The organism is Falsiroseomonas sp., from assembly GCF_041690465.1.
In the GTDB taxonomy this organism is placed as follows: Bacteria; Pseudomonadota; Alphaproteobacteria; order Acetobacterales; family Acetobacteraceae; genus Falsiroseomonas.
This window is the reverse complement of record NZ_JAWLHG010000065.1, coordinates 1-19,665: the sequence shown is the minus strand read 5'-3', so window position 1 is coordinate 19,665 and position 19,665 is coordinate 1. Positions and strand designations below refer to the sequence as shown.

Annotated in this window: 17 protein-coding genes and 3 pseudogenes; 15 read left to right on the top strand and 5 right to left on the bottom strand. The window is 71.2% G+C overall.

Annotation, left to right across the window (positions count from 1 at the left end; genetic code table 11):
• Window positions 1-140, top strand: a pseudogene (locus ACESM1_RS28525) (IS3 family transposase); the annotation flags it as partial.
• Window positions 141-185: 45 nt separating this feature from the next.
• Window positions 186-650 (top strand): IS110 family transposase, encoded by a 465-nt coding sequence (locus ACESM1_RS28520; protein WP_372624614.1) that lies wholly within the window; start codon window positions 186-188, stop codon window positions 648-650.
• On the opposite strand, the pseudogene ACESM1_RS28515 reads toward ACESM1_RS28520, so the two are convergent.
• Window positions 630-947 (bottom strand): annotated as a pseudogene (locus ACESM1_RS28515) (ATP-binding protein); the annotation flags it as partial. The gene ACESM1_RS28520 and the pseudogene ACESM1_RS28515 sit on opposite strands and share 21 nt — an antisense overlap.
• A gap of 4 nt (window positions 948-951) precedes the next feature.
• Here ACESM1_RS28515 and ACESM1_RS28510 point away from each other — a divergent pair.
• The 3 genes and pseudogenes from ACESM1_RS28510 (at window position 952) to ACESM1_RS28500 (ending at window position 3,348) form a co-directional block, all read left to right on the top strand.
• Entirely contained in the window at window positions 952-1,143 is a 192-nt protein-coding gene (locus ACESM1_RS28510) for a hypothetical protein (RefSeq protein ID WP_372624613.1), read from the top strand.
• 377 nt (window positions 1,144-1,520) lie between these two features.
• Window positions 1,521-2,078 (top strand): annotated as a pseudogene (locus ACESM1_RS28505) (IS5/IS1182 family transposase); the annotation flags it as partial.
• 229 nt (window positions 2,079-2,307) lie between these two features.
• On the top strand, window positions 2,308-3,348 hold the full coding sequence (locus ACESM1_RS28500; RefSeq protein WP_372624612.1) for an isopenicillin N synthase family dioxygenase: 1,041 nt from the start codon (window positions 2,308-2,310) through the stop codon (window positions 3,346-3,348).
• An 8-nt stretch (window positions 3,349-3,356) separates the two neighbouring features.
• Here ACESM1_RS28500 and ACESM1_RS28495 read toward each other — a convergent pair whose 3' ends face one another.
• A complete protein-coding gene (locus ACESM1_RS28495; protein WP_372624611.1) occupies window positions 3,357-4,049 on the bottom strand; it encodes an RraA family protein in 693 nt (230 codons plus the stop codon).
• Window positions 4,050-4,193: 144 nt separating this feature from the next.
• On the opposite strand from ACESM1_RS28495, the gene ACESM1_RS28490 reads away from it, so the two are divergent.
• From ACESM1_RS28490 to ACESM1_RS28450, 9 genes are read left to right on the top strand one after another with little or no spacing between them, the layout of a single operon-like run.
• Window positions 4,194-4,589 (top strand): Rid family hydrolase, encoded by a 396-nt coding sequence (locus ACESM1_RS28490; RefSeq protein WP_372624610.1) that lies wholly within the window; start codon window positions 4,194-4,196, stop codon window positions 4,587-4,589.
• Between the two features lie 17 nt (window positions 4,590-4,606).
• The gene (locus ACESM1_RS28485) at window positions 4,607-6,187 is read left to right on the top strand and encodes an ABC transporter substrate-binding protein (RefSeq protein ID WP_372624609.1); all 1,581 of its coding nucleotides are present in this window, start codon (window positions 4,607-4,609) and stop codon (window positions 6,185-6,187) included.
• A complete protein-coding gene (locus tag ACESM1_RS28480; RefSeq protein WP_372624608.1) occupies window positions 6,187-7,197 on the top strand; it encodes an ABC transporter permease in 1,011 nt (336 codons plus the stop codon). The genes ACESM1_RS28485 and ACESM1_RS28480 overlap by 1 nt, the downstream gene beginning before the upstream one ends.
• Window positions 7,197-8,039, top strand: a complete 843-nt coding sequence (locus tag ACESM1_RS28475; RefSeq protein ID WP_372624607.1) for an ABC transporter permease — start codon at window positions 7,197-7,199, stop codon at window positions 8,037-8,039. The genes ACESM1_RS28480 and ACESM1_RS28475 overlap by 1 nt, the downstream gene beginning before the upstream one ends.
• A complete protein-coding gene (locus ACESM1_RS28470) occupies window positions 8,036-9,025 on the top strand; it encodes an ABC transporter ATP-binding protein (protein WP_372624606.1) in 990 nt (329 codons plus the stop codon). The genes ACESM1_RS28475 and ACESM1_RS28470 overlap by 4 nt, the downstream gene beginning before the upstream one ends.
• Window positions 9,022-9,999: an oligopeptide/dipeptide ABC transporter ATP-binding protein gene (locus ACESM1_RS28465; RefSeq protein ID WP_372624605.1), complete on the top strand. Its 978-nt coding sequence runs from the start codon at window positions 9,022-9,024 to the stop codon at window positions 9,997-9,999. The genes ACESM1_RS28470 and ACESM1_RS28465 overlap by 4 nt, the downstream gene beginning before the upstream one ends.
• 4 nt (window positions 10,000-10,003) lie before the next feature.
• Window positions 10,004-12,058, top strand: a complete 2,055-nt coding sequence (locus ACESM1_RS28460; RefSeq protein WP_372624604.1) for a hydantoinase/oxoprolinase family protein — start codon at window positions 10,004-10,006, stop codon at window positions 12,056-12,058.
• A 4-nt stretch (window positions 12,059-12,062) separates the two neighbouring features.
• Window positions 12,063-13,730: a hydantoinase B/oxoprolinase family protein gene (locus tag ACESM1_RS28455; RefSeq protein WP_372624603.1), complete on the top strand. Its 1,668-nt coding sequence runs from the start codon at window positions 12,063-12,065 to the stop codon at window positions 13,728-13,730.
• Window positions 13,727-15,328, top strand: a complete 1,602-nt coding sequence (locus tag ACESM1_RS28450; protein ID WP_372624602.1) for a gamma-glutamyltransferase family protein — start codon at window positions 13,727-13,729, stop codon at window positions 15,326-15,328. The genes ACESM1_RS28455 and ACESM1_RS28450 overlap by 4 nt, the downstream gene beginning before the upstream one ends.
• A gap of 55 nt (window positions 15,329-15,383) precedes the next feature.
• Here ACESM1_RS28450 and ACESM1_RS28445 read toward each other — a convergent pair whose 3' ends face one another.
• The 3 genes from ACESM1_RS28445 to ACESM1_RS28435 are packed head-to-tail and all read right to left on the bottom strand — an operon-like array spanning window position 15,384 to window position 19,116.
• Entirely contained in the window at window positions 15,384-16,355 is a 972-nt protein-coding gene (locus ACESM1_RS28445) for a Bug family tripartite tricarboxylate transporter substrate binding protein (protein WP_372624601.1), read from the bottom strand.
• Between the two features lie 50 nt (window positions 16,356-16,405).
• Entirely contained in the window at window positions 16,406-17,704 is a 1,299-nt protein-coding gene (locus tag ACESM1_RS28440; protein ID WP_372624600.1) for an amidase, read from the bottom strand.
• On the bottom strand, window positions 17,701-19,116 hold the full coding sequence (locus ACESM1_RS28435; RefSeq protein WP_372624599.1) for an amidase: 1,416 nt from the start codon (window positions 19,114-19,116) through the stop codon (window positions 17,701-17,703). The genes ACESM1_RS28440 and ACESM1_RS28435 overlap by 4 nt, the downstream gene beginning before the upstream one ends.
• Before the next feature lie 62 nt (window positions 19,117-19,178).
• On the opposite strand from ACESM1_RS28435, the gene ACESM1_RS28430 reads away from it, so the two are divergent.
• Entirely contained in the window at window positions 19,179-19,412 is a 234-nt protein-coding gene (locus tag ACESM1_RS28430; protein WP_372624615.1) for a DUF2793 domain-containing protein, read from the top strand.
• The last annotated feature ends 253 nt before the right edge of the window (window positions 19,413-19,665 follow it).

Sequence of the window (19,665 nt, the reverse complement as noted above, 5' to 3'; positions counted from 1 at the left end):
GACGCGATCGAATACGCCACCCTCGAATGGGTGGACTGGTACAATCACCGCCGCCTCCTCGCGCCGATCGGCGACATGCCGCCGGCCGAAGCCGAGGCCGGTACTACGAGCAACTCGAGCCAGCCGCCCTGCCGGCCTGACTCAAGCAAAACAGCCTCCGGGAAAACCGGGGCGGTTCATGGTTCATGGGCGAGCATATCAGCTCAGTTGGGCTGGACGTGCACAAGGCGACGATTGCTGTCTGTGTGGCCGAAGCCGGCCGGGATGGTGAGGCGCGGTTCGTAGGGGAGATCACCAACGAGCCCGCTGCGCTCCACAAGCTGGTTGCCCAGCTTGGCCGGGGTGGCCAGGAACTGCGCTTCCCCCATGAGGCCGGACCTTGCGGTTATGGGGTGTATCGGCAGTTCCTGAGCCGCGGCGAGAGCTGTGTGGTGGTCGCGCCGAACCTCATCCCGCGCAGGCCGGGCGAGCAGATCAAGACGGACCGGCGGGATGCGACAACGCTGGCCCGGCTGCACCGTGCCGGCGAGCTGAAGCCGGTCTGCGTACCGGAGCCGGAGCACGAGGCCGTGCGGGACCTGCTCAGGGCCCGCGCGGACATGGTGGAGGCGCTCCGGAAGGCACGGCTGTCAACGCCGCCTGAAATCTGACCCGCGCTCTGCCTGGGTGCCGGTTGGAACCTGACCCACGTGATGCCCGGGATGGGGCGAGCCCCACGCCGGGCGGCGCCGCTCAGCGGCCCTCCTTCTTGCCATCACGCCTGCCCGGCGCTTGCCCTTCAGCCGGTAGCTCTCGCCGCTGATCTGCACGACGGTGGCGTGGTGCAGCAGGCGATCGAGCATCGCCGCCATCAGCACCGCCTCGCCCGCGAAGGCCTAGTCCCAGCTGCCGAAGGTCAAGTTGGAGGTGAGGATCATCGCGCCGCGCTCGTAGCGCTTGGGCGCCACAGCGATGATCCGCTATGCCGCCGCCTGGAACAGCGCACTCGGGGCATGGACCAGGTCCGCGCTCCTGCGCCGGCTACCGCGGTTGGTGACCGTGGCATTGGCGAACAAGCTCGCGCGCATCGCCTGGGCCGCGATGGTGCGCAAGGATGTCTATCGTCCGAACGGCCGGCCCTTGATGGCGCAAGCTGTAGGGTGAGCCGCCGGGTCGGACGAGAGACAGCCGGGGTTCGACCCGGTCGATCCGGCGGGAGCTGCTGAACAGCGTGATGGGAGAGGCTGTCGGTCACTCGACGGTTCAGGCGATACCGCACTCCACTTTGCGCAACGAGCGCGTCCCTGAGATTGGTGCCTGACACGTAAGCGCACACCCATGATGATCAGCGGCTCCAGCCGTGCGACAGGCCGGACATAAGAGCGCACCCGGCCGGATCTCTCGTTACTGCGGATAGCAGAAACGCCGGAGTGCCCGGAGTCGAGACGTGCGGGCCATGCCGATGACGTGCCCGGAAAGGAACGCTTGGCCGCGTCGAAGAATGAGAAGCCGGTGAGTAGTGCTGACCGTATTTGTCAGATTCAGGCCATCCACATAAGGTGGAGTGCATCGGCAAGGGCAAGGCACGCACCCGCTTCGAGTTCGGGTGCAAGGTCTCGCTCGCCACCACCAACCGCACCGCCCCCGGCGGCCAGTTCGTGCTCGGCGCCCGCGCCTTGCCGGGCAACCCCTTCGACGGCCACACCCTGGCCGCCCAGATCGCCCAGACCGAGCGCATCACCGGCGTGCCCGTCGAGTGCGCCTATGTCGATCGCGGCTATCGCGGGCACGACGCCGACAAGGGTCGCGTCTTCGTCTCCGGCCAGAAGCGCGGCGTCACGCCCACCATCCGACGAGAGATCAGGCGGCGCGCCGGGATCGAGCCGGTGATCGGCCACATGAAGGCGGACGGCCATCTCGGACGCAATTTCCTCGCCGGCGCCACGGGCGACGCCATCAACGTCATCCTCGCCGCCGCCGGCCACAACCTCCGTCTCCTCCGCGCCTGGCTGATCCGCCTTCTCGCGTTCCTGTTCAGCCTGCTCGCAATCGGCGGGCCAATCGCGACGCCGCGCTCAACAGACCTTCCAGCGCGCTGAACCGCGTTCTTCACGGCCGACGGGCTACGCTCCGTCGGCATCGGGGATCTCTCCTGCACCGCCGTAAGCCGTTGTCGCAGAGGCACTTTCGCCGATTCAGGACCCCGATGCACCTGCGCCTGGTGAGATTTCCGGGTCAGGCTGCGAAGCTCTTGGCTGACACCGTTCCTGACCCTAGAGTAGCCTAATAGATCACAAGCAATGTCATGCCCGGCGAGGAGACGCTGCAATGTCCACCACTGCGCCACCGCCACCCGCACCTGCCTCGGCTGCCATTGATGCGCGGGAAGAGGATATCCCGGGCCTCGATCTCGGCCCCTATCTCGAAGGCCGGCCTGGGGCGCTCGAGGCGCTCGCCGCAGAGATGCGGCATGTCTGCGAAAACATGGGCTTCTTCTACGTGAAGAACCACGGCGTTTCGCCGGAGGTCGTGGACCGCGCTTTCGCCGCCTCCGCCCGCTTCCATGCACTTCCGCTGGAGCGGAAGATGGAGATCCCGCTCGACATGAACAATGTGGGCTACATGCCGGTGAACGCCAGCATGCAGCGCCATTCGAAGGTCGAGAAGGCACGCAAGCCGAACTACAATGCCTCGTTCTTCTGCAAGCGCGATCGCACGCCGGACGATCCGGACGTCGTCGCGCAGCGCCCGTTCCGCGGGATGAACCAGTGGCCGTGCGACCTGCCCGGCTTCCGCGAGGACGTGATGGCCTATGCGGCCGCGGCGGAGGGGCTGGGCATGAGGCTGCTGCCCGTGGTGGCGCGCGCGCTGGACTTGCCGGACGACCACTTCGCATCCTCCTTCAATCCCGCGCAGTTCTCGCTGCGTTTGCTGCACTACCCGCCGCGCGACGAGGGCGAGCCTGAGCAGTTCGGGACCGGCGCGCACACCGATGGCGGCTTCCTAACGCTGCTGGTGCAGAACGGCGTGGGCGGGCTGCAGATCCGTCGCAAGGACGGCGTGTGGCTCAACGCACCGGTGCTTCCCGGGCGATTCCTGGTGAACTCCGGCGACATGATGAAGCGCTGGACCAACGACCGCTTCCTCTCCACCCCGCATCGCGTGATGAACACGTCGGGGAAGGAGCGCTACTCGATGGCCTTCTTCTTCGATCCGAATCTCGACCGGGTGCTGGAATGCCTGCCGACCTGCCAGGGGCCGGACAACCCGCCGAAATACGCGCCGATCACCTATGGCGAGTACCTCACGGAATTCCTGAACGCCAACTACTTCCACCGCAACAAAGGCGCGGCGCCGCCGACGGCCTGAGGCGGATCTCAGATCCGCGCTGCTGCCGTGAAGGCGACGAGCAGGCGCTCCGGGTCCAGGTCCGGGGCGCGCGCAGCAGCCAGGATGAGCGCCTCGCGCTGCTGGACGCGGCGCGCGGCGTCGGGGAGCATGGGCAGCAGGTCAGCCGGGAACGCGACCGCGCCGTGGCGATCGGCGTGCAGCACGTCACCCGGCCGCACCGTCATGCCGGCGACCTCCACGGGACCGTCCCAGTCCACCACATGGCCGTGGCCATGCGCCGGCGTGACGGTGCCGGCGAGCAGGCCGAAGCCAGGCGGCAGGAGCGGCAGGTCGCGCACCGCGCCGTCCGTGACCACGCCGCAGATCCCGAAGCCCAGGTGGATCGCGGCGTTCACGTCGCCCCAGATGCCGCCGATGCCGGCGCGTTCGGAGATGTCCTGCACGGCCAGCAGCGCCGGGCGAGGCACAGCGGCGAGGTGGCGCCAGTATGCGAGGCGCCGGGCGGCGCCCTCCGAAGGCGTCCAGGTCGGCGGAGCATCGGCGCGCATTCGCGCGGTGACGGCCAGGCCCGCCATCGGCGGCTCCCCGTCGCGCGCCCAGAGCAGCTGGCACGTCGTGGCCGAGATGCCGGCACGATCAGGGCACAGCAGGTCGAGGGCATTGCAGATCGTCGGCGTATCGAAGGCGCGGAGCGCGCTGATCAACTCGGCATCGTTCATGCGCATCTCCGGTATGCCACCTGTATCCGGATTTCGATCCTACACGCCGGTTCACGCATTGACAGCCGCACCACACGCTTCCTCTAATCCAGCCGGGAGGACCCGCCTCGAGGCGGTGAGCCGGAAGATCCCGGGAGGAGAGGTGTGATCGAGCACATCTTCAGCGGCGCCGCGATGGAGCGCGACTACGGCTATTGCCGTGCGGCGGTCGTGGATGGCTGGATCTTCGTCTCCGGGACCGCCGGGAACGACCAGGCGACCGGCATCTTTCCCGAGGATGTCGAAGCGCAGACCCACAGGATGCTCGACAATCTCGAACGCGCGCTCGCGCAGGCGGGGTCCGGCTGGCCCGACGTGGTGAAGCGCGCGATCTATCTCGCTGATCCGAAAGACACGAAAGCGGTGTACTCGATCATCGTAGAGCGGACGAAGCAACTCGTCACACCGGCGAGCCAGGGCTTCGCGGTGACCTTCCTGGACCCCCGGATCAAGGTCGAGATGACGCTGATCGCCAAGCGCGGCGCCGGGGCCGCGTCCTGAGCGAAGGAGACACCGGGATGCTGAGGCGCAACTTCTTCCTACTCGCAGGCGGCGCGGCCGCGGCTGTGCAGATGCGCGTGGCGCGCGCGCAGGGCGGCGCCGCCGCTATGGTGTGGGGCGGCAATCTCTCGCGCACGCTGGACCCGCATACCGTCTATGACGTGCCCTCCGCCTTCACGCGGGTAAACTTTTACGACAGCCTCTTCGAATACGCGGGCAGCCCGCCCGAGCCGCGGCCGCTGCTGGTGGAGGAGATGCAGGCCTCGGCCGATGGCCGGACCTTCGAGTTCCGCCTGCGCAGCAATGTGCGCTTCCACGACGGTCGTGCGATGGATGCCGAGGACGTCGTCTATTCCTTCCGCCGCATGCTGGGACTGCGCCGCGGCGTCGCGCCTGCCTTCACCGGCTTCCTCAAGGCGGAGAACGTGACCACGACCGGGCCGAACACCGTCCGCATGGTGCTGGACCGGGCCTTCGCACCCTTCCTCTCCTGCCTGCCCATGGTGGCCATCGTGAACCGGCAGCTGCTGGAGGCGAATACCGTCAACAACGACTGGGGCGAGGCGTGGATCGCGGGCAACGACGCAGGATCAGGCCCCTATCGCGTCGTGCCGGGCAGCTTCCGCGCGCTGCAGTCGCTCGACATGGAGGCTGTCACGGACTACTGGCGCGGCTGGCCGCAGCCGCGACAGATCCGCAGCGTGCTTTGCCGCCCGGTCCCGGACGACGCCACGCGGCTGCTGGCGGTCGAGCGCGGCGACATCGACGCCACGCACTCCTACATCCGTCCAGACCAGCATGAGCGCGTGCGCCGCGCGCCGGGGCTGAGGCTCGTGGAGGAGCCGCAGTTCCGCACCTTCCTCTTCCGCATGAACAACGCGAAGGCTCCCTTCAGCAACGTGGATTTCCGCAAGGCGATCTCCTACGCATTCCCCTATGACCTTTTCATCTCGCGCGTGCTGCGCGGCACCGCGGAGCGAAGCCCCGGGCCGCTGCCGGTGAGCATGTGGGGAAACCCGAGCGACCTGCAGGGCTACAGCCACGACCTCGACGCCGCGCGGCGGCACCTGGAGGCCGCACGGAACGCCGGCGTGGATGTGGACCGGGAGATCACCTTCACCGCGCTGGTCGGCTTTGACGAGACGGAGCAGGCCGCGCAGCTGCTGCAGTCGCAGCTGCGGCGCATCGGCGTGACGCTGCGCATCCAGCGCGCCGTCTGGGCCAATGTCGTCCAGCAGACCCAGCAGCAGGAAACCTCGCCCGAGATCTGGGCGCATTGGGGCTCCACATACTACCTCGACCCGGACAACTGGATCGGCACCTTCTACATGCGCCACGCTCTCGGCAGCCAGCGCGGCTCGAGCTGGTACCGGGACGACGAAACGGAGCGACTGCTGCAGGCGGCGCGCGACACGCTGGACCGCGCGGAGCGTCGCCGGCTCTACGAGGAGGCTTCGCGGCGGCTCGTGGACCAGGCGGTTGATGTCTGGATCTACAACAGCAAGGCGTTCCGCGCGGTGCGCGAGCGCATACGCGGCTACCGCCCGGGTGCGGTGGGGGATGGCGTGGACCTGCGGGAGATGTGGATCGAGGCCTGATGCCGCGCCTCATCCTCCGGCGCCTGGCGCTGATGGCGCCGGTGCTGCTCGGGCTGCTGGTGCTCGTCTTCGTGCTGACGCGGCTCGTTCCCTCCGATCCCGCCGCGATGCTCGCAGGTGAGCAGGCAACCGCCGCGCAGATCGCGGAATTGCGCGCGCGCCTTGGACTGGACCGGCCGCTGCCGGTGCAGTTCTGGCTCTATGTCACCCAGGTGGCGCAGGGCGATTTCGGCACCAGCCTCTACACGCACCGCTCCGTGCTGGCCGACCTCGCGGAGCGGATCCCTGCGACGATCGAACTCGCGCTGGCCACCATGACGCTGTCGATCGGTCTCGGGGTGCCGCTGGGCGTGGTTGCGGCGGTGCACCGCAACGGCGTGCTCGACCACCTGATCCGGGTGGTGACGATCGCGGGGCTGGCCGTCGCTTCATTCTGGATGGCGCTGATGCTGCAGCTGGTCTTCAGCATGTGGCTCGACGTGCTGCCGCTGCGCGGGCGCATCGCCACGGGGATGAGCCAGCCGCCCATCGTCACCGGGCTCTTCACGCTGGACTACCTGCTGGCGGGCGACCTGCGCGGCGTGGCGCATGCCGCCTGGCACCTGGTGCTGCCCGCCGTCACGCTGGCGCTGCCGGCCACCGCGACGATCGCGCGCTTCACACGCTCCTCGGTGATCGAGACGCTGCAGAAGGACTTCGTGACGTGGGAGCGCGCCATCGGCTATCCGCAGCGGGTCGTGATCTGGCGCTACGTGCTGCGCAACTCGCTCTCGGCCACGGTCACGCAGGTCGGGCTGCTCTTCGGGCTCTTCCTGTCCGGCTCCATCGTGGTGGAGGCGGTGTTCGGCTGGCCGGGCCTTGGAGACTATCTCTACAACGCGATCCTGATCTCTGACTACCAGCCGGTGCTCGCGACCACGCTGGCGATCGGCGTGGTCTATGCGCTGGTGAACATCGCGGTGGACCTCACCCAGGCGCTGATCGACCCGCGTGTGGCGGAGCAGGGTTGATGCCGCTCGCCCTCCGTCGTCTGCTGACCGATCCCTCGGCGCTGCTCGGCCTCGGCATCCTGCTCGTCATGCTTGTCTGCGCGGTCGCCGGCGAGCAGCTGGTGCCCTACCCAGAGGATGCCTTCGACGCCAAGCCCTGGCAGCGGCTGGAGCCGCCCTCCGCGGAGTTCTGGTTCGGCACGGACGGGCTGGGGCGCGATGTCTTCTCGCGCACGATTATGGGCGCGCGCGTCGCGCTGATGATCGCGCTGTCGGTGGTGGTCGCGGCCATGCTGGTCGGCGTGCCGCTCGGCCTGCTGGCAGGCTACCACGGCGGCTGGCTGTCGGAAGTGGTCATGCGCGTCACGGATGTGTTCCAGGCGGTGCCGCAGCTCGTGCTCGCGCTGGCCTTCGCTGCCGTCATGCGGCCCTCGGTCAGCTCGGCCATGCTCGCGCTGGCGCTGACCTACTGGCCGTTCTTCTGCCGCATCGTCTATGGCGAGACACGGCGGGTGAAGTCCGGCCTGTTCGTGGATGCGTTGCAGGCGCAGGGGGCGGCCACGGGACGCATCCTGTTCCTGCATGTGCTGCCGAACGTCGCGCCGGCCATCATCGTGCGCGCCACCATCGGCATGGGCGTCACCATCCTGGTCGCCGCGACGCTCGGCTTCCTCGGCATGGGCGCGGCGCCGCCAACGCCGGAATGGGGGCTTATGGTCGCCGAGGCCCGCAAGGACCTGCCGGAGGGCTGGTGGCAGTCGCTCTTCCCCGGGCTCGCCATCCTGCTGGCCGTGCTCGGCTTCAATCTGGTGGGCGACGCCGTGCGCGACATCGCCGACCCGCGCCTGCGGCGGTCGCGATGACGGCGCCGCTGCTCTCCGTCGAGGACCTCTCGCTCTCCATCCGCACGCCGGAGGGCGAGGCGCGGGTGCTGGACCGCGTCTCGCTGGACCTGCAGCCCGGGGCGCTGCTCGGGCTGGTGGGCGAGAGCGGGTGCGGGAAGTCCACACTGGTGAAGACGGTGCTCGGCGTGCTGCCGCCGGCCGCGCGCGCGACCGGCGGACGTATCCTGCTCGACGGGCGGGACCTGCTGCGCCTGCCGCAAGCAGTGCTGGCGCGGGAGGTGCGCGGCAGGCGGCTGGGTTTCATCCCGCAGGATCCTGCGCTGGCGCTGAACCCGATGTTCACGGTCGGCACCCAGCTGTTGGAGATCTGGCGCTGGCACGCGCCGGAGGGCGAGGACCGCGGGCGTGCCGCGGGCCGCGCGCGAATCCTCTCGCTGTTCCGCCGCGTGCAGATCCCGGACGCCGAGGCGGCGCTGGACCGCCATCCGCACCAATTCTCGGGCGGCCAGCGCCAGCGCGTGCTGATCGCGGCGGCCCTGTTGTGCCGGCCGGCGCTGCTGGTGGCGGACGAGCCGACCACCGCGCTCGACGTCACGACGCAGCAGCAGATCCTCTCGCTGCTCGGGGAGCTCGCGGCCGAGTACGGCCTGTCCGTTCTCTTCGTCACGCATGATTTCGGCGTGGTGAGCGCGATCTGCACCCATGTCGCGGTGATGTATGCCGGCCAGATGGTGGAGGCCGGGACCAAGGCCGACGTCCTGGGCGCGCCGTGCCACCCCTATACGGCGGCTCTGCTCGCCTGCCATCCAGACCGCATGGCGGAACTCGCCGGCATTCCCGGCGCGGTGCCGTCGCCGCTGACGCCGCCCGCCGGGTGCCGCTTCCACCCGCGCTGCGACGTCGCCGAGGCTGGCTGCCAGGCGCGCCCGGCCGGGCTCACGCCCCAGCCGGACGGCCGCGGCGTAGGCTGCATCCGCTTCGATCCCGCGCGGCCCGCGGCATGAGCGCGCCGATCCTCACGGCGCGGGACCTTTCGGTGCATCTCGGCGGCAAGAGCCGGACCTTCGCGCGTCCCGTCGCGCCGGTGCGCGCGGTGGATGGCGTGGACCTCGAGCTGCGGGACGGCGAGATCCTCGGACTGGTGGGCGAGAGCGGCTGCGGCAAGACGACGCTGGGCCGCACCCTGCTCGGCCAGCAGCGGGAGACAGGCGGCGAGATCCGGCTGCGCGGCCGCCTCGTCTCGGGGCTCGCGCCGCGTGAGGCCCGCCGCGCCCGCGCCAGCATCGGCTATGTGCACCAGGATCCCGGCGCCGCGCTGGATCCCTGGTGGAGCATCGGCGCGACGCTGCATGAGGGCATGCGGATCGGTGGCGTCGCGGACCGGGTGGACCGGGAGCGCCGCATCGCCGAGATGCTGCGGGCCGTCGGGCTCGATCCCTCCGTCCAGCGCCGCTATCCGCACGAGCTCTCGGGCGGGCAGCTGCGCCGCATCGGGCTCGCGCGCGTGCTGGTGCTGCGGCCGGAGGTGGTGATCCTGGACGAGCCGACTTCCGGCCTCGACCTCTCCGTGCAGGCGACGGTGCTGCGGCTGTTCCGCGACCTGCGCGCCGCCTATGGACTGACCTACCTCTTCATCTCGCACGACCTCTCCGTTGTGCGGCTGATGTGCGAGCGCGTGGCCGTGATGTATCTTGGCCGGGTGGTCGAGCTTGCGCCGACCGCCGAGATCTTCGCGCGGCCGCAGCATCCCTACACGCGCGCGCTGATCGGGGCGGCGCCGCGGCTCGATCCGGCCGGGGCGCTCGCGCCGCCGACGCTGGCCGGCGATCCGCCATCGGCGACCAGGCTGCCCACGGGCTGCCGCTTCCGCACGCGCTGCGTGCTGGCGGCTCCCGCCTGCGCCGAAGCCGATCCGCGGCTGGAGCCGGCGGGGCCGGACCACGAGGTCGCCTGCCTCCGCTGGCGGGACGGGAGATAGGCCAATGGATGCAGCGGATGTCGCGATCGGCATCGACACCGGCGGCACCTTCACCGATGTCGCCTGCCTGGACGGCACGGGCGCCATCCGGCGCACCAAGATCCCCTCGACGCCGGACGACCCGACGCGCGCCATCCTGGCTGCGCTCGCCCATGCGCGGGAGGCCTGGGGCATCGCGCCGGGGCGCGTGGCCCGCTTCGTCCATGGCACCACGGTCGCGACCAATGCGGTGCTGGAGCGGCGCGGCGCGACCACCGGCCTCATCACCACGCGCGGCTTCGGCGACGTGCTGGAGATCGGCCGCCACAACCGCCGGGAGGAGGAACTCTACGCCGTTGCGCTGACGCCGAACACGCCGGTCTTCCTGGCGCCCGGCCGAAGGCGGCGAGAGGTCGCCGGGCGGATCGGCGCCGACGGGACGGAGGTGGAACCGCTGGACGAGGCGGGCCTCGCCGCCGCGGCGGATGCGCTGGTGGAGGCCGGCTGCGAGGCAATCGCGATCGCCTTCCTGTTCTCCTTCCTCAATCCGGCGCATGAGGAGCGGGCGGCGGAGATCATCCGCCCGCGGCATCCGGGCGTCGCGCTGTCGGTCTCCTCCTTCGTTGATCCGCAGGTGCGCGAGTACGAACGCTTCGCCGTCACCTGCTTCGACGCCTATGTGAAGCCGGTGCTGACGCGCTACCTGGCGCGCACCGATGCGGGGCTGCGCGCCGCGGGGCTGCGCTCCGGGCTGCAGGTCATCCATTCGCGCGGCGGCGTGACGGGCGCTGGCACGGCCGTGCTGCGGCCGGTGCGGCTGTTCCTCTCCGGGCCGGCCGGCGGCGTGATCGGCGGGCAGGCCGCGGCGGCGGAGGCGGGGCTCGACGCCGCCATCACCCTCGACATCGGCGGCACCTCCTCCGACATCGCGCTGATCGCGCGCGGCAAGCCGCTGATCTCGCCGCTCGGCTGGGTGGATGGCTATGCCATCCGGGTGCCGATGGTGGACGTGAACTCCATCGGCGCGGGCGGCGGCTCGATAGCCTGGCTGGACCGCGCTGGCGGGCTGCATGTCGGCCCGCGCTCGGCCGGCGCCGATCCCGGCCCGGCCTGCTACGGCCGCGGTGGGCAGGAGCCGACGGTCACGGATGCCTCCCTCGTCCTCGGCTACCTCGATCCGGACCGCTTCGCCGAGGGGCGGATCAGGCTCGACGCCGACGCCGCGCATCGCGCCATCGAGGCGCGGATCGCGCGTCCCATGGGGATCTCCGTGCCCGAGGCGGCGCTCGGCATCCATCGCGTCGTCAATGCCGGCATGGCAGAGGGGATCCGCTTCGTCTCCGTGCGTCGCGGGCACGACCCGCGGCGTTTCGCGCTGGTGCCGCTCGGCGGCGGCGGCGGGCTGCACGCCAACCCGCTGGCGCGCGCGCTGCAGATGCCGCGCATCGTGGTGCCGCAGGCGCCTGGCGTGCTCTCGGCCCTCGGCCTGCTCGCGGCACCGATCGAGCATGAGCGCGCGGTCGGCTTCCCCGCCGCGCTGGACAGCGTGGAACCCGAGGCGCTCCGTGGTGCCTTCGTGCGGCTCGACGCCGCCTGCGACGCGGTGATGGCGGAGGACGGCGCTGCCGACTTGCCGCGCGAGACGGGGCATTTCGCCGATCTCTGCTATATCGGCCAGTCGCACCACCTGGAGGTTCCGGTGGATCTCTCGCGGCCCGATCCGCGCATGGCGCTGCGGGAGGCCTTCATGGCCGCGCATCGGCTGCACTACGGTCAGGCGGTGGACCGCCCGATGCGCATCGTGAACCTGCGCAGCGTCCACCAGGCGCGCGTGCCGATGCCGCCAGGGCGGCATTTCATGGCCGAGACACCTCTCCGCCCCCCGCTGCGCCGCCGCATCACGGTGGAAGGTTCGGCCGAGCCGGTGGAGGCGCTGGTGCTGGACCGCGCGGCCCTGCCGCCGGGCGAGTCCGTCGCCGGACCGGCCATCCTCTGCCAGCCCGACACCACCATCCTGGTCGAGCCGGGCTGGCGCGCGCGCCAGGACGCAGCCGGGCTGCTGACGCTGGAGAGGGGCTGAGGCGATGGACCCCATCACGCTCGAGGTCGCACGGCACCGCCTGCAGGGCATCGCCGACGAGATGCAGGCGACGCAGGTCAACGCCTCCTTCTCCTCCGCGGTGAAGGAGGCGGCGGATGCGGCGGCGAGCCTGTTCCTGCCGGACGGCACGGTGCTCGCGCAGTCGGCCTCCATCCCCTTCCACCTCGGCACGCTGATCCCGGCGGTCGCCAATGTCCTGGCGCGCTTCCCCGCGGCGGGGATGCGCGAGGGCGACATCCATCTCCTCAACAGCCCCTATCACGGCGGCTCGCATGTGCCGGACATCGTCATCGTGCTGCCGGTGTTCCATGACGGGCGGCTGATCGCGCTCTCGGCGAGCGTGGCGCACCACAACGACCTCGGGGGCATGACGCCGGGCAGCCTGCCGCCGAACGCCACCGAGATCTTCCAGGAAGGGCTGCTGGTCCCGCCCATGCTGTGGGAGCGGGACGGCGTGCCGAACGCGACGCTGCGCGAACTCCTGCTCCTCAACGTCCGCACGCCGGAGACGCTGGCCGGCGACATCGACGGGCAGATCGGCGCCTGCAGGATCGGCGCGCGGCGCCTGGTGGAGATGGCGGAGGAACACGGGACGGAGGGGCTGGCCGCGCTCTGCGACGCGCTGATCGCCCAGTCGGAGCGCCGCACCCGCGCCGAGCTCGCGCGCATCCCGGAGGGGACCTGGCACGCCGAGGACTGGCTGGACAATGACGGCGTGGATCTCGATCGCCGCGTGCCGATCCGTGTCGCGGTGACGATCCGCGGCGGCGCGATGCATGTGGACTTCACCGGCACCAGCGCGCAGACGCGCGGGCCGATCAACGCGGTGCCCTCGGCGGCGCAGGCGGCGGCGCTGTTCGCCGTGCGCTGCATCACCGATCCGACCATCCCCTCCAATGGCGGCTGCTTCCGGCCGGTGACGCTGACGCTGCCGGAGGGATCGCTGGTCAACCCGCGCTTCCCCGCGCCGGTCAATGCGCGCACCGGCACGGTGAAGCGCCTGGCCTCCACCATCCTCGCCGCCCTGCGGCCGGCGCTGCCGGAGGTGCTGACGGCGCCCTGGGCGGCGCTGACGCTGGTCTGCCGCTACATCGGCACGGATGCCGAGGGACGGCGGGTGGTGGTGGGCGACCACTTCGTCGGCGGCACCGGTGCCGCGCTGCACCGCGACGGCGTGGACGTCATCGCCGCCGACATGGGCAACACCTGGAGCCTGCCGGCCGAGACCATCGAGCTGGAGGCGCCGGTCCGCATCCTGCGCAACGCCATCCGCCCGGATTCCGGCGGTGCCGGGCGGACGCGTGGCGGCAACGGCCTGGTGCGGGAGTTCGAGGTGCTCTGCCCGGAGATGGACTTCGTGCATCGCGGCGAGCGCCACTTCGAGCCGGCACGCGGCGTGGAGGGTGGCCGGGACGGGGCGCCTTCCGTCACCACCGTGATCCGCGCCGACGGGCGGCGGGAGGATGTGCCCTCCAAGGCCATGGTGCGGCTGCGGCAGGGCGACCGCGTGCGGATCGAGACAGCGGCCGGCGGTGGCTGGGGCGACCCGCGCGCCCGCGACCCCGAGCGCGTGCGGGACGATCTGGCGGACGGCAAGATCAGCGCCACGGCGGCGCGCGACATCTACGGACTAGCGGAGAGAGAAGCATGAGGGGCGTCATCGTCGCGCCGCAGCCGCGCGCCTGCGACATCGGGGCTGCCATCCTCGCCGCCGGAGGCAACGCCTTCGATGCGGCGGTGGCCGTCGCCTTCGCGCAGGAGGTGGATGATCCCTTCATGTGCGGCATCGGCGGCATGGGCACGGCGCATTTCGTCACCTCCGGCGGCGTGCACGGCGTGCTGGACTTCCAGGCCCGCGCCGGCAGCCGCTGCACGCCGGAGATGTATCTGCGCAATACGCGGGGCCGCGCCGCCTTCGGCCGCGCGACGCTGCACAACGACTATTCCAGCGAACTCGGCTACCGCTCCATCATGGTGCCGGGCACCGTCGCCGGCCTCGGCGAGCTGCACCGGCGCCACGGCACGCGCCCCTGGGCGGAGCTGGTTCGCCCGGCGGCGGCGCTGGCGCGCGGCGGCACCTGGGTGATGCCGCATTTCCTCGAGTTCCTGACGCGCCGTCCGCAGCCCGGCCTCGCCGATGGCCGCGCCCGTATCTCGGCGACGGAGGCGAGTCGTTCCATCTATCTCCGCCCGGACGGCACGATGTACGAGGTGGGGGAGCATATTCCGAACCCCGACCTCGGCGGCACGCTGGAGGCGATCGCCGAGGGCGGCCCGGCCGCCTTCTACACGGGCGCGCTGGGCGCCCGCATCGCCGAGGATCTCGCGGCGCATGACGCCTGGATCACGGCGGAGGACCTGCGCGACTACGCACCGCGCGACCAGGCGCCGCTCTCCATCACCTACCGCGGGGTGACCGTCACCACGGCGCCGCCGCCCTGCGGCGGGGTGATGGTGCTCGCCATCCTGAAGATCCTGGAGGCCTTCGACCTGCGCAGCATGGGCCATTCCAGCGCCGCGCACCTCGCCGTGCTGGCACGGGCGCTGACCGAGGGCCAGGCGGGGCGCTACGAGCTGGTGGGCGACCCGTTCTTCGTGCCCTTCGATCCCGAACGCGTGCTTGGAGCAGGCAGGATCGCCGACGCCGTGGGGCGCATCCGCGCCAACCTCGCGCCGCCCGGCAAGGCGCCGCCGCGGGAGGAAGGGACGACGCATCTCTGCGTCATGGACGCGGCGGGCAATGTCATCTCCCTGACGCACACGCTGGCCACCGCCTCCGGCGTCGTCACGCCGGGGCTCGGGTTCATGTACAACAACTCCATGAAGCTGTTCGACCCGGACCCGGCGCATCCGAACGGGATCCGGCCGGGGAAGGCGCGCGGCACCGCGATGTCGCCCTGCATCCTGTTCCGCGAGGGCCGGCCCTGGATGGCCGTGGGCGCGCCGGGCGGCTCGGCCATCATCTCCTCCGTCGCGCAGACCGTCTCCAACGTCGTGGATTTCGGCATGAGCCCCACCGAGGCCGTGGTGGCGCCGCGCATCCACGCCGAGGGCGGCGTCGTGCAGGCGGAGGCGCGTGTCGCACGCGCGGTCGTGGAGGCGCTGGAGGCCGGCGGGCTGCGGGTGGAGCACCGGCCCTACAGCTATGATCCCTCCTTCAGCCGCGCGCAATGCGCGATGGTGGAGGGCGAGGGCTGGCGCGCGGGCAGCGACCCCCGCACGGGCAGCGGGGGTTTCGCCTTCGTGTGACGGCGCAGCCCCGCAGACCAGACGACGTTGGTCTGGCCTGCGGGGTAGTCGCAGGCTACTCCGAGATGGCGATGCGGTTGGCGCGCACCACCTCGACAACGGTCGCGTGCTCCTTGCGTACGAACTCGGTGTACTGCGCGGGCGTCGTGTCGGGGATCTCGGCCGTCAGGTCGGTGTAGCGCTGCCGCAGCTCCGGATGCTGCAGGGCGGCGCGGATTTCGCGATTGGCTATTTCCACGACGTCCTGGGGCAGGCCGCGCGGGCCGGAGATGCCGAACCACGAACTCGAGGTGATGTCGGGAAAACCCTGCTCCGCGATGCTCGGCACGTCCGGCAGGAAGCTGGACCGGGTTGCGCCCATCGTCGCTATGGCGCGCAGCGCACCGCTGCGGATATGGCCGATGGATGAGGCGAGGCTGTCGAACATCAGCTTCGGGTTGCCCGCCATGAGGTCGGTCAGCGCTGGTCCCGAGCCGCGATAGGGAATGTGGTTCAGCGTGATCCCGGTACGCGCCGCGAACCGCAACGAGAAGAGGTGACCGGAGGTGCCGACGCCGGCGGCGGCGAAATCCACCCCGCCGGGCGTCGCGCGCGCCACGCGCAGCAGGTCGGCGATGTTGTGCACCTCCCATCGCGGGTTCACCACCGCCACGAGCGACGTCGTGGCGATCAGCGCGATGTGCGTGAAGTCCTCGACGGGGTCGTAGCGCACATGCCGCGAGAGGGCGGGCGCGACGCCGTGCGAAGCGGCATTCGAGACGACCAGCGTGTAGCCGTCCGGCGCTGCCTCCGCCACGATCTGCGACCCGAGCGCGGCGCCGGCGCCGGGCCGGTTGTCCAGTACGACCGTCTGGCCCAGCCGATCCTGTAGATGCTTTCCCAGGACGCGCGCGACGAGATCCGTCGTCCCGCCCGGTGCGAAGGGCACGACGAGACGGATCTGCCGCGTCGGCCAGGCAGCCTGGGCGCGGGCGGCGAAGGGCAGCAGCGCTCCAGTGGCGATCAGGTTGCGGCGTGTCGGACGCATGCTGGCCTCCCGGGATATGTATCTCCGGGCATCGAAGCGTGCTGGACGACTCAGCGCAAGCCAATGCCGCCAAAGGCCTGTGTCGCCACCGTCTCCACCCGCAGCGCAGCGCCGAGCAGCGCAGCATCCTGCCCCGGCGGCGCGGCGAGTTGTGCGCCAAGCGGCATGCCGTTCGGTCCGCGGCCGCAGGGCAGCGAGAGGCATGGACCGCCCAGCAGCGACCATATGCGGTTGAAGACCGGCGCGCCCGTGGCTGAGAGGCCGAGCGGCGCCTCGCCGGGCGCGCTTGGCGTCAGCACGAGGTCGCAGCGGTCAAAGAGGGCGCTCAGCACGGCGCGTGCGCGCTGCAGGTCAGCTCGGATCGCAGCATGGCCGTGCGGCGTGATGGCGAGACCGCGGGCGCAGATCTCGGCGAATTTCGGACTGAACAGAGCAGAGGCTTCGGCCCGTTCCCAGGCGAAGGCACGCGCCACCTCCCAGGCCATGGCCTCGCTGTGGCGTTCATTGGCCCAGGCGATGCCGGGTCGCGGCAACTCGACGATGCGCGCACCGGCTCGTGCGAGGGCGCGCGCGAGGTCTTCGAGGGCAACGCGCTGGGCGGGCTCTGCCTCATCCCACCAATCCGTGCGGAGCAGGCCGATCACCGGCCAGCTCTCGGGCGCCTCCGGCGCGACGAGGTCGGGTCGCCCGGCCGCCACGGCGGCCAGCAGTGCCGCGTCGGCGACGCCGGGCCCAAGGGTGCCGGCGGCGTCGAAGCTCTCGGCGAGCGGCTTCATCCCGGCACGCGGAATGACGCCGAAGCTCGGCTTGTAGCCGACGACGCCGCAATAGGCGGCCGGACGGATGATGCTGCCGGCTGTCTGCGTGCCGAAGGCGGCACAGGTCATGCCCGCCGCGACCGCGGCGGCCGAACCGGAAGAGGATCCCCCCGGCGTGCGCGCGACGTCATGCGGGTTGGCGGTCGGTCCGGGGGTGTAGGAGGCGAATTCCGTGGTGACCGTCTTGCCGATCATCACAGCACCGGCGGCATGCGCCAGTGCCACGGCGGCAGCATCGGCACGGGGGCGGTGTCCTGCCCAGATGGCGGACCCGTAGGCTGTCGGCAGTTCGGCGGTATCGAAGACGTCCTTCACCGCGATCGGCACGCCGTGCAGCGGACCCTGCGGCGCAGCGCGGTCCAGTTCTGCCGCGCGCCGGCGTGCAGCTTCGAGGCCGAGCGCCGCATAGGCGCGAACGCGCGGCTCCTCCGCTGCCATCCGGGCGGCGACGGATTCCAGCAACGCGGCCGCCGTTGTCTCGCCGCGGGCGATACGGCGGGCTGCCTCGGCGGCGCCGGGAATGTGGCTCATGCGGCCTCACGGGGTTCGATGGGCAAGCCAGCGGCGAAGCCAAGCTCGCGCTCGAGCCAAGCAGCAGCTCGGAACAGGGCTGCCTCCTGCCGCGGCGGCGCGATGAGCTGCAGGCCGACAGGGAGACCCTCGCGGGTCAGGCCGCAGGGCAGCACCAGGGCCGGGCAGCCGGTGAGCGTGACGGCAGTCGTCGGGCGCAGCCAGTCCACCGCGCCGCCGCGGAACTGTGCGCCTTGGGCCTCTGTCACCCGTGTATGGCCGAGCGGCAGGGCGGGGACGATGGTGGCGGCCGTCGCGATCATGCCGTGCTCGGCCAGCGCGGCTGCCATGACCGCATGCAGCCTCGCGCGGCCCGATGCGGCAGCGGCCACGTCAGCCAGGGAAAGCCGCTCCGCGCGTTCGAGGTTCTCGGCGACGGAGGGCGGCAGCGCGCCGCCACGCTCCTCCAGCACCGGGCGCATGGCGGTCGCGAACCAGAGCGCACGCAGCGTGGCGAAGACGGCTGGCGCAGTGGAGAGATCCGGCGCGGCGCGTGCGACGCGCGTGCCTCCGGCAGAGAAGCGGGCGACGGCGGTCTCGACCAGCGCCTCCACCTCCGGGTCCACCGGCGCCAGGCCGAACGAGGGGGAGACGCCGAGCCGGGGCGGCGGCGCCGGATCCGGCGCCCCGGCAAGAAAGGGCGGCTGCGGCGGGCCGAGGGCGAGCGGATCCTCCGGCGCGGCCGCGGCCATGGCGTCCAGCAGCAGGGCGGCATCGGCGACGCAGCGCGCCAGCGGACCGATGACGTTCAGGTCGTCGAAGGCAAGCGGACCGGCACGCCGGGGCACGCGCCCGGCGCTCGGCCGCAGCCCTACGAGACCGGAGAAGGAGGCAGGAACGCGCAGGCTGCCGGCGAGATCGCCGCCCGTCGTGCCGAAGGCGGCGCCTGCCGCGACGGCGGCCGCGCCCCCCGACCCGCCGGGCGTGTGCCCCAGCCGCCAGGGGTTACGCGTCGCGCCGTGCAAGTCGTTCACGCAGGCCGCGCCCGCGCCGAAGGCGGGCACGTTCGCCTTTCCGAGGATCACCGCGCCGGCGGCGCGCAGCGCACGGACAGCCGGATCGTCGGCCGGGGCAGGCGGATCCGTGGCGAAGGCGCGGCTACCGAAGCGCGTCGGCATACCGGCAACATGCAGCAGGTCGTGCACCAGCAGCGGCAAGCTGGCCAGGGGCGGCAGCAAATCCCGCCTGATGGCATCCTGCTCGCGCGCAGCGTTCAGCGCGGCAGCCTCGTCGATGTGGACCAAGGCGTTCAGCGCCGGATGGGTCTCACGCAGTCGCGCGACTGTAGCAAGGACGAGTTCCTCTGCGCCAAGCCGGCCTGCCCGGCGTGCGGCGATGGCAGCGGAGGCGGAAAGGCGCCAGGGCTCTGTCATGGCGTATGCGGAACTCCGCGCTGCTAACACCGTGATTGTAGGCGCGGAGGGCGGGACGCGAAATCCGCATCGACACCTGTCCGACCGGTGCCTGGGCCGGGCAGGCGAACCGGCTGGCGCAGCGGATCCGCGGCACATGGGTGTTCTACGCACCCTGCGTCGGGCTGGTGATGCTCGACGTCGCGACGCTGGCGCAGTGGGGCTGGGCCGGCAGCGCCTGGACGCTGGTCGCGCCACGTGTACTGCAGGCGAGTGCCACCTACATCCGCCGAGCCTCGCCGCGGGCGAAGGCGTGACCACCAGAGGGCCGCTCCCGGCGCTGCGCTCGCTGACTTCGCGCGTGCGAGCTTCTCGCTCGATCTGCAGGGCATCACGCTGACCGCTCGGCTGTCGGCGGCGGACACAGTGAGCGTGTGGTTTCAGAACAGCACGGCGGGTGCGGTCGGTCTCAGAGGCTGTCTCTGAACGCTGGTGGAACGTGGGTTGGGTTGACTGCGGCGGGCGTGATTCCAAGGGGTTGTCGAGACCGAGTTGGAATCCTGCCCGATG

Coding starts and splice junctions, on each gene's coding strand:
- ACESM1_RS28480 (WP_372624608.1), top strand. CDS start 6,187: ATGCCGCGCCTCATCCTCCGGCGCCTGGCGCTGATGGCGCCGGTGCTG.
- ACESM1_RS28500 (WP_372624612.1), top strand. CDS start 2,308: ATGTCCACCACTGCGCCACCGCCACCCGCACCTGCCTCGGCTGCCATT.
- ACESM1_RS28510 (WP_372624613.1), top strand. CDS start 952: ATGATCCGCTATGCCGCCGCCTGGAACAGCGCACTCGGGGCATGGACC.
- ACESM1_RS28495 (WP_372624611.1), bottom strand. CDS start 4,049: ATGAACGATGCCGAGTTGATCAGCGCGCTCCGCGCCTTCGATACGCCG.
- ACESM1_RS28440 (WP_372624600.1), bottom strand. CDS start 17,704: ATGAGCCACATTCCCGGCGCCGCCGAGGCAGCCCGCCGTATCGCCCGC.
- ACESM1_RS28435 (WP_372624599.1), bottom strand. CDS start 19,116: ATGACAGAGCCCTGGCGCCTTTCCGCCTCCGCTGCCATCGCCGCACGC.
- ACESM1_RS28460 (WP_372624604.1), top strand. CDS start 10,004: ATGGATGCAGCGGATGTCGCGATCGGCATCGACACCGGCGGCACCTTC.
- ACESM1_RS28455 (WP_372624603.1), top strand. CDS start 12,063: ATGGACCCCATCACGCTCGAGGTCGCACGGCACCGCCTGCAGGGCATC.
- ACESM1_RS28475 (WP_372624607.1), top strand. CDS start 7,197: ATGCCGCTCGCCCTCCGTCGTCTGCTGACCGATCCCTCGGCGCTGCTC.
- ACESM1_RS28445 (WP_372624601.1), bottom strand. CDS start 16,355: ATGCGTCCGACACGCCGCAACCTGATCGCCACTGGAGCGCTGCTGCCC.
- ACESM1_RS28450 (WP_372624602.1), top strand. CDS start 13,727: ATGAGGGGCGTCATCGTCGCGCCGCAGCCGCGCGCCTGCGACATCGGG.
- ACESM1_RS28465 (WP_372624605.1), top strand. CDS start 9,022: ATGAGCGCGCCGATCCTCACGGCGCGGGACCTTTCGGTGCATCTCGGC.
- ACESM1_RS28485 (WP_372624609.1), top strand. CDS start 4,607: ATGCTGAGGCGCAACTTCTTCCTACTCGCAGGCGGCGCGGCCGCGGCT.
- ACESM1_RS28520 (WP_372624614.1), top strand. CDS start 186: ATGGGCGAGCATATCAGCTCAGTTGGGCTGGACGTGCACAAGGCGACG.
- ACESM1_RS28470 (WP_372624606.1), top strand. CDS start 8,036: ATGACGGCGCCGCTGCTCTCCGTCGAGGACCTCTCGCTCTCCATCCGC.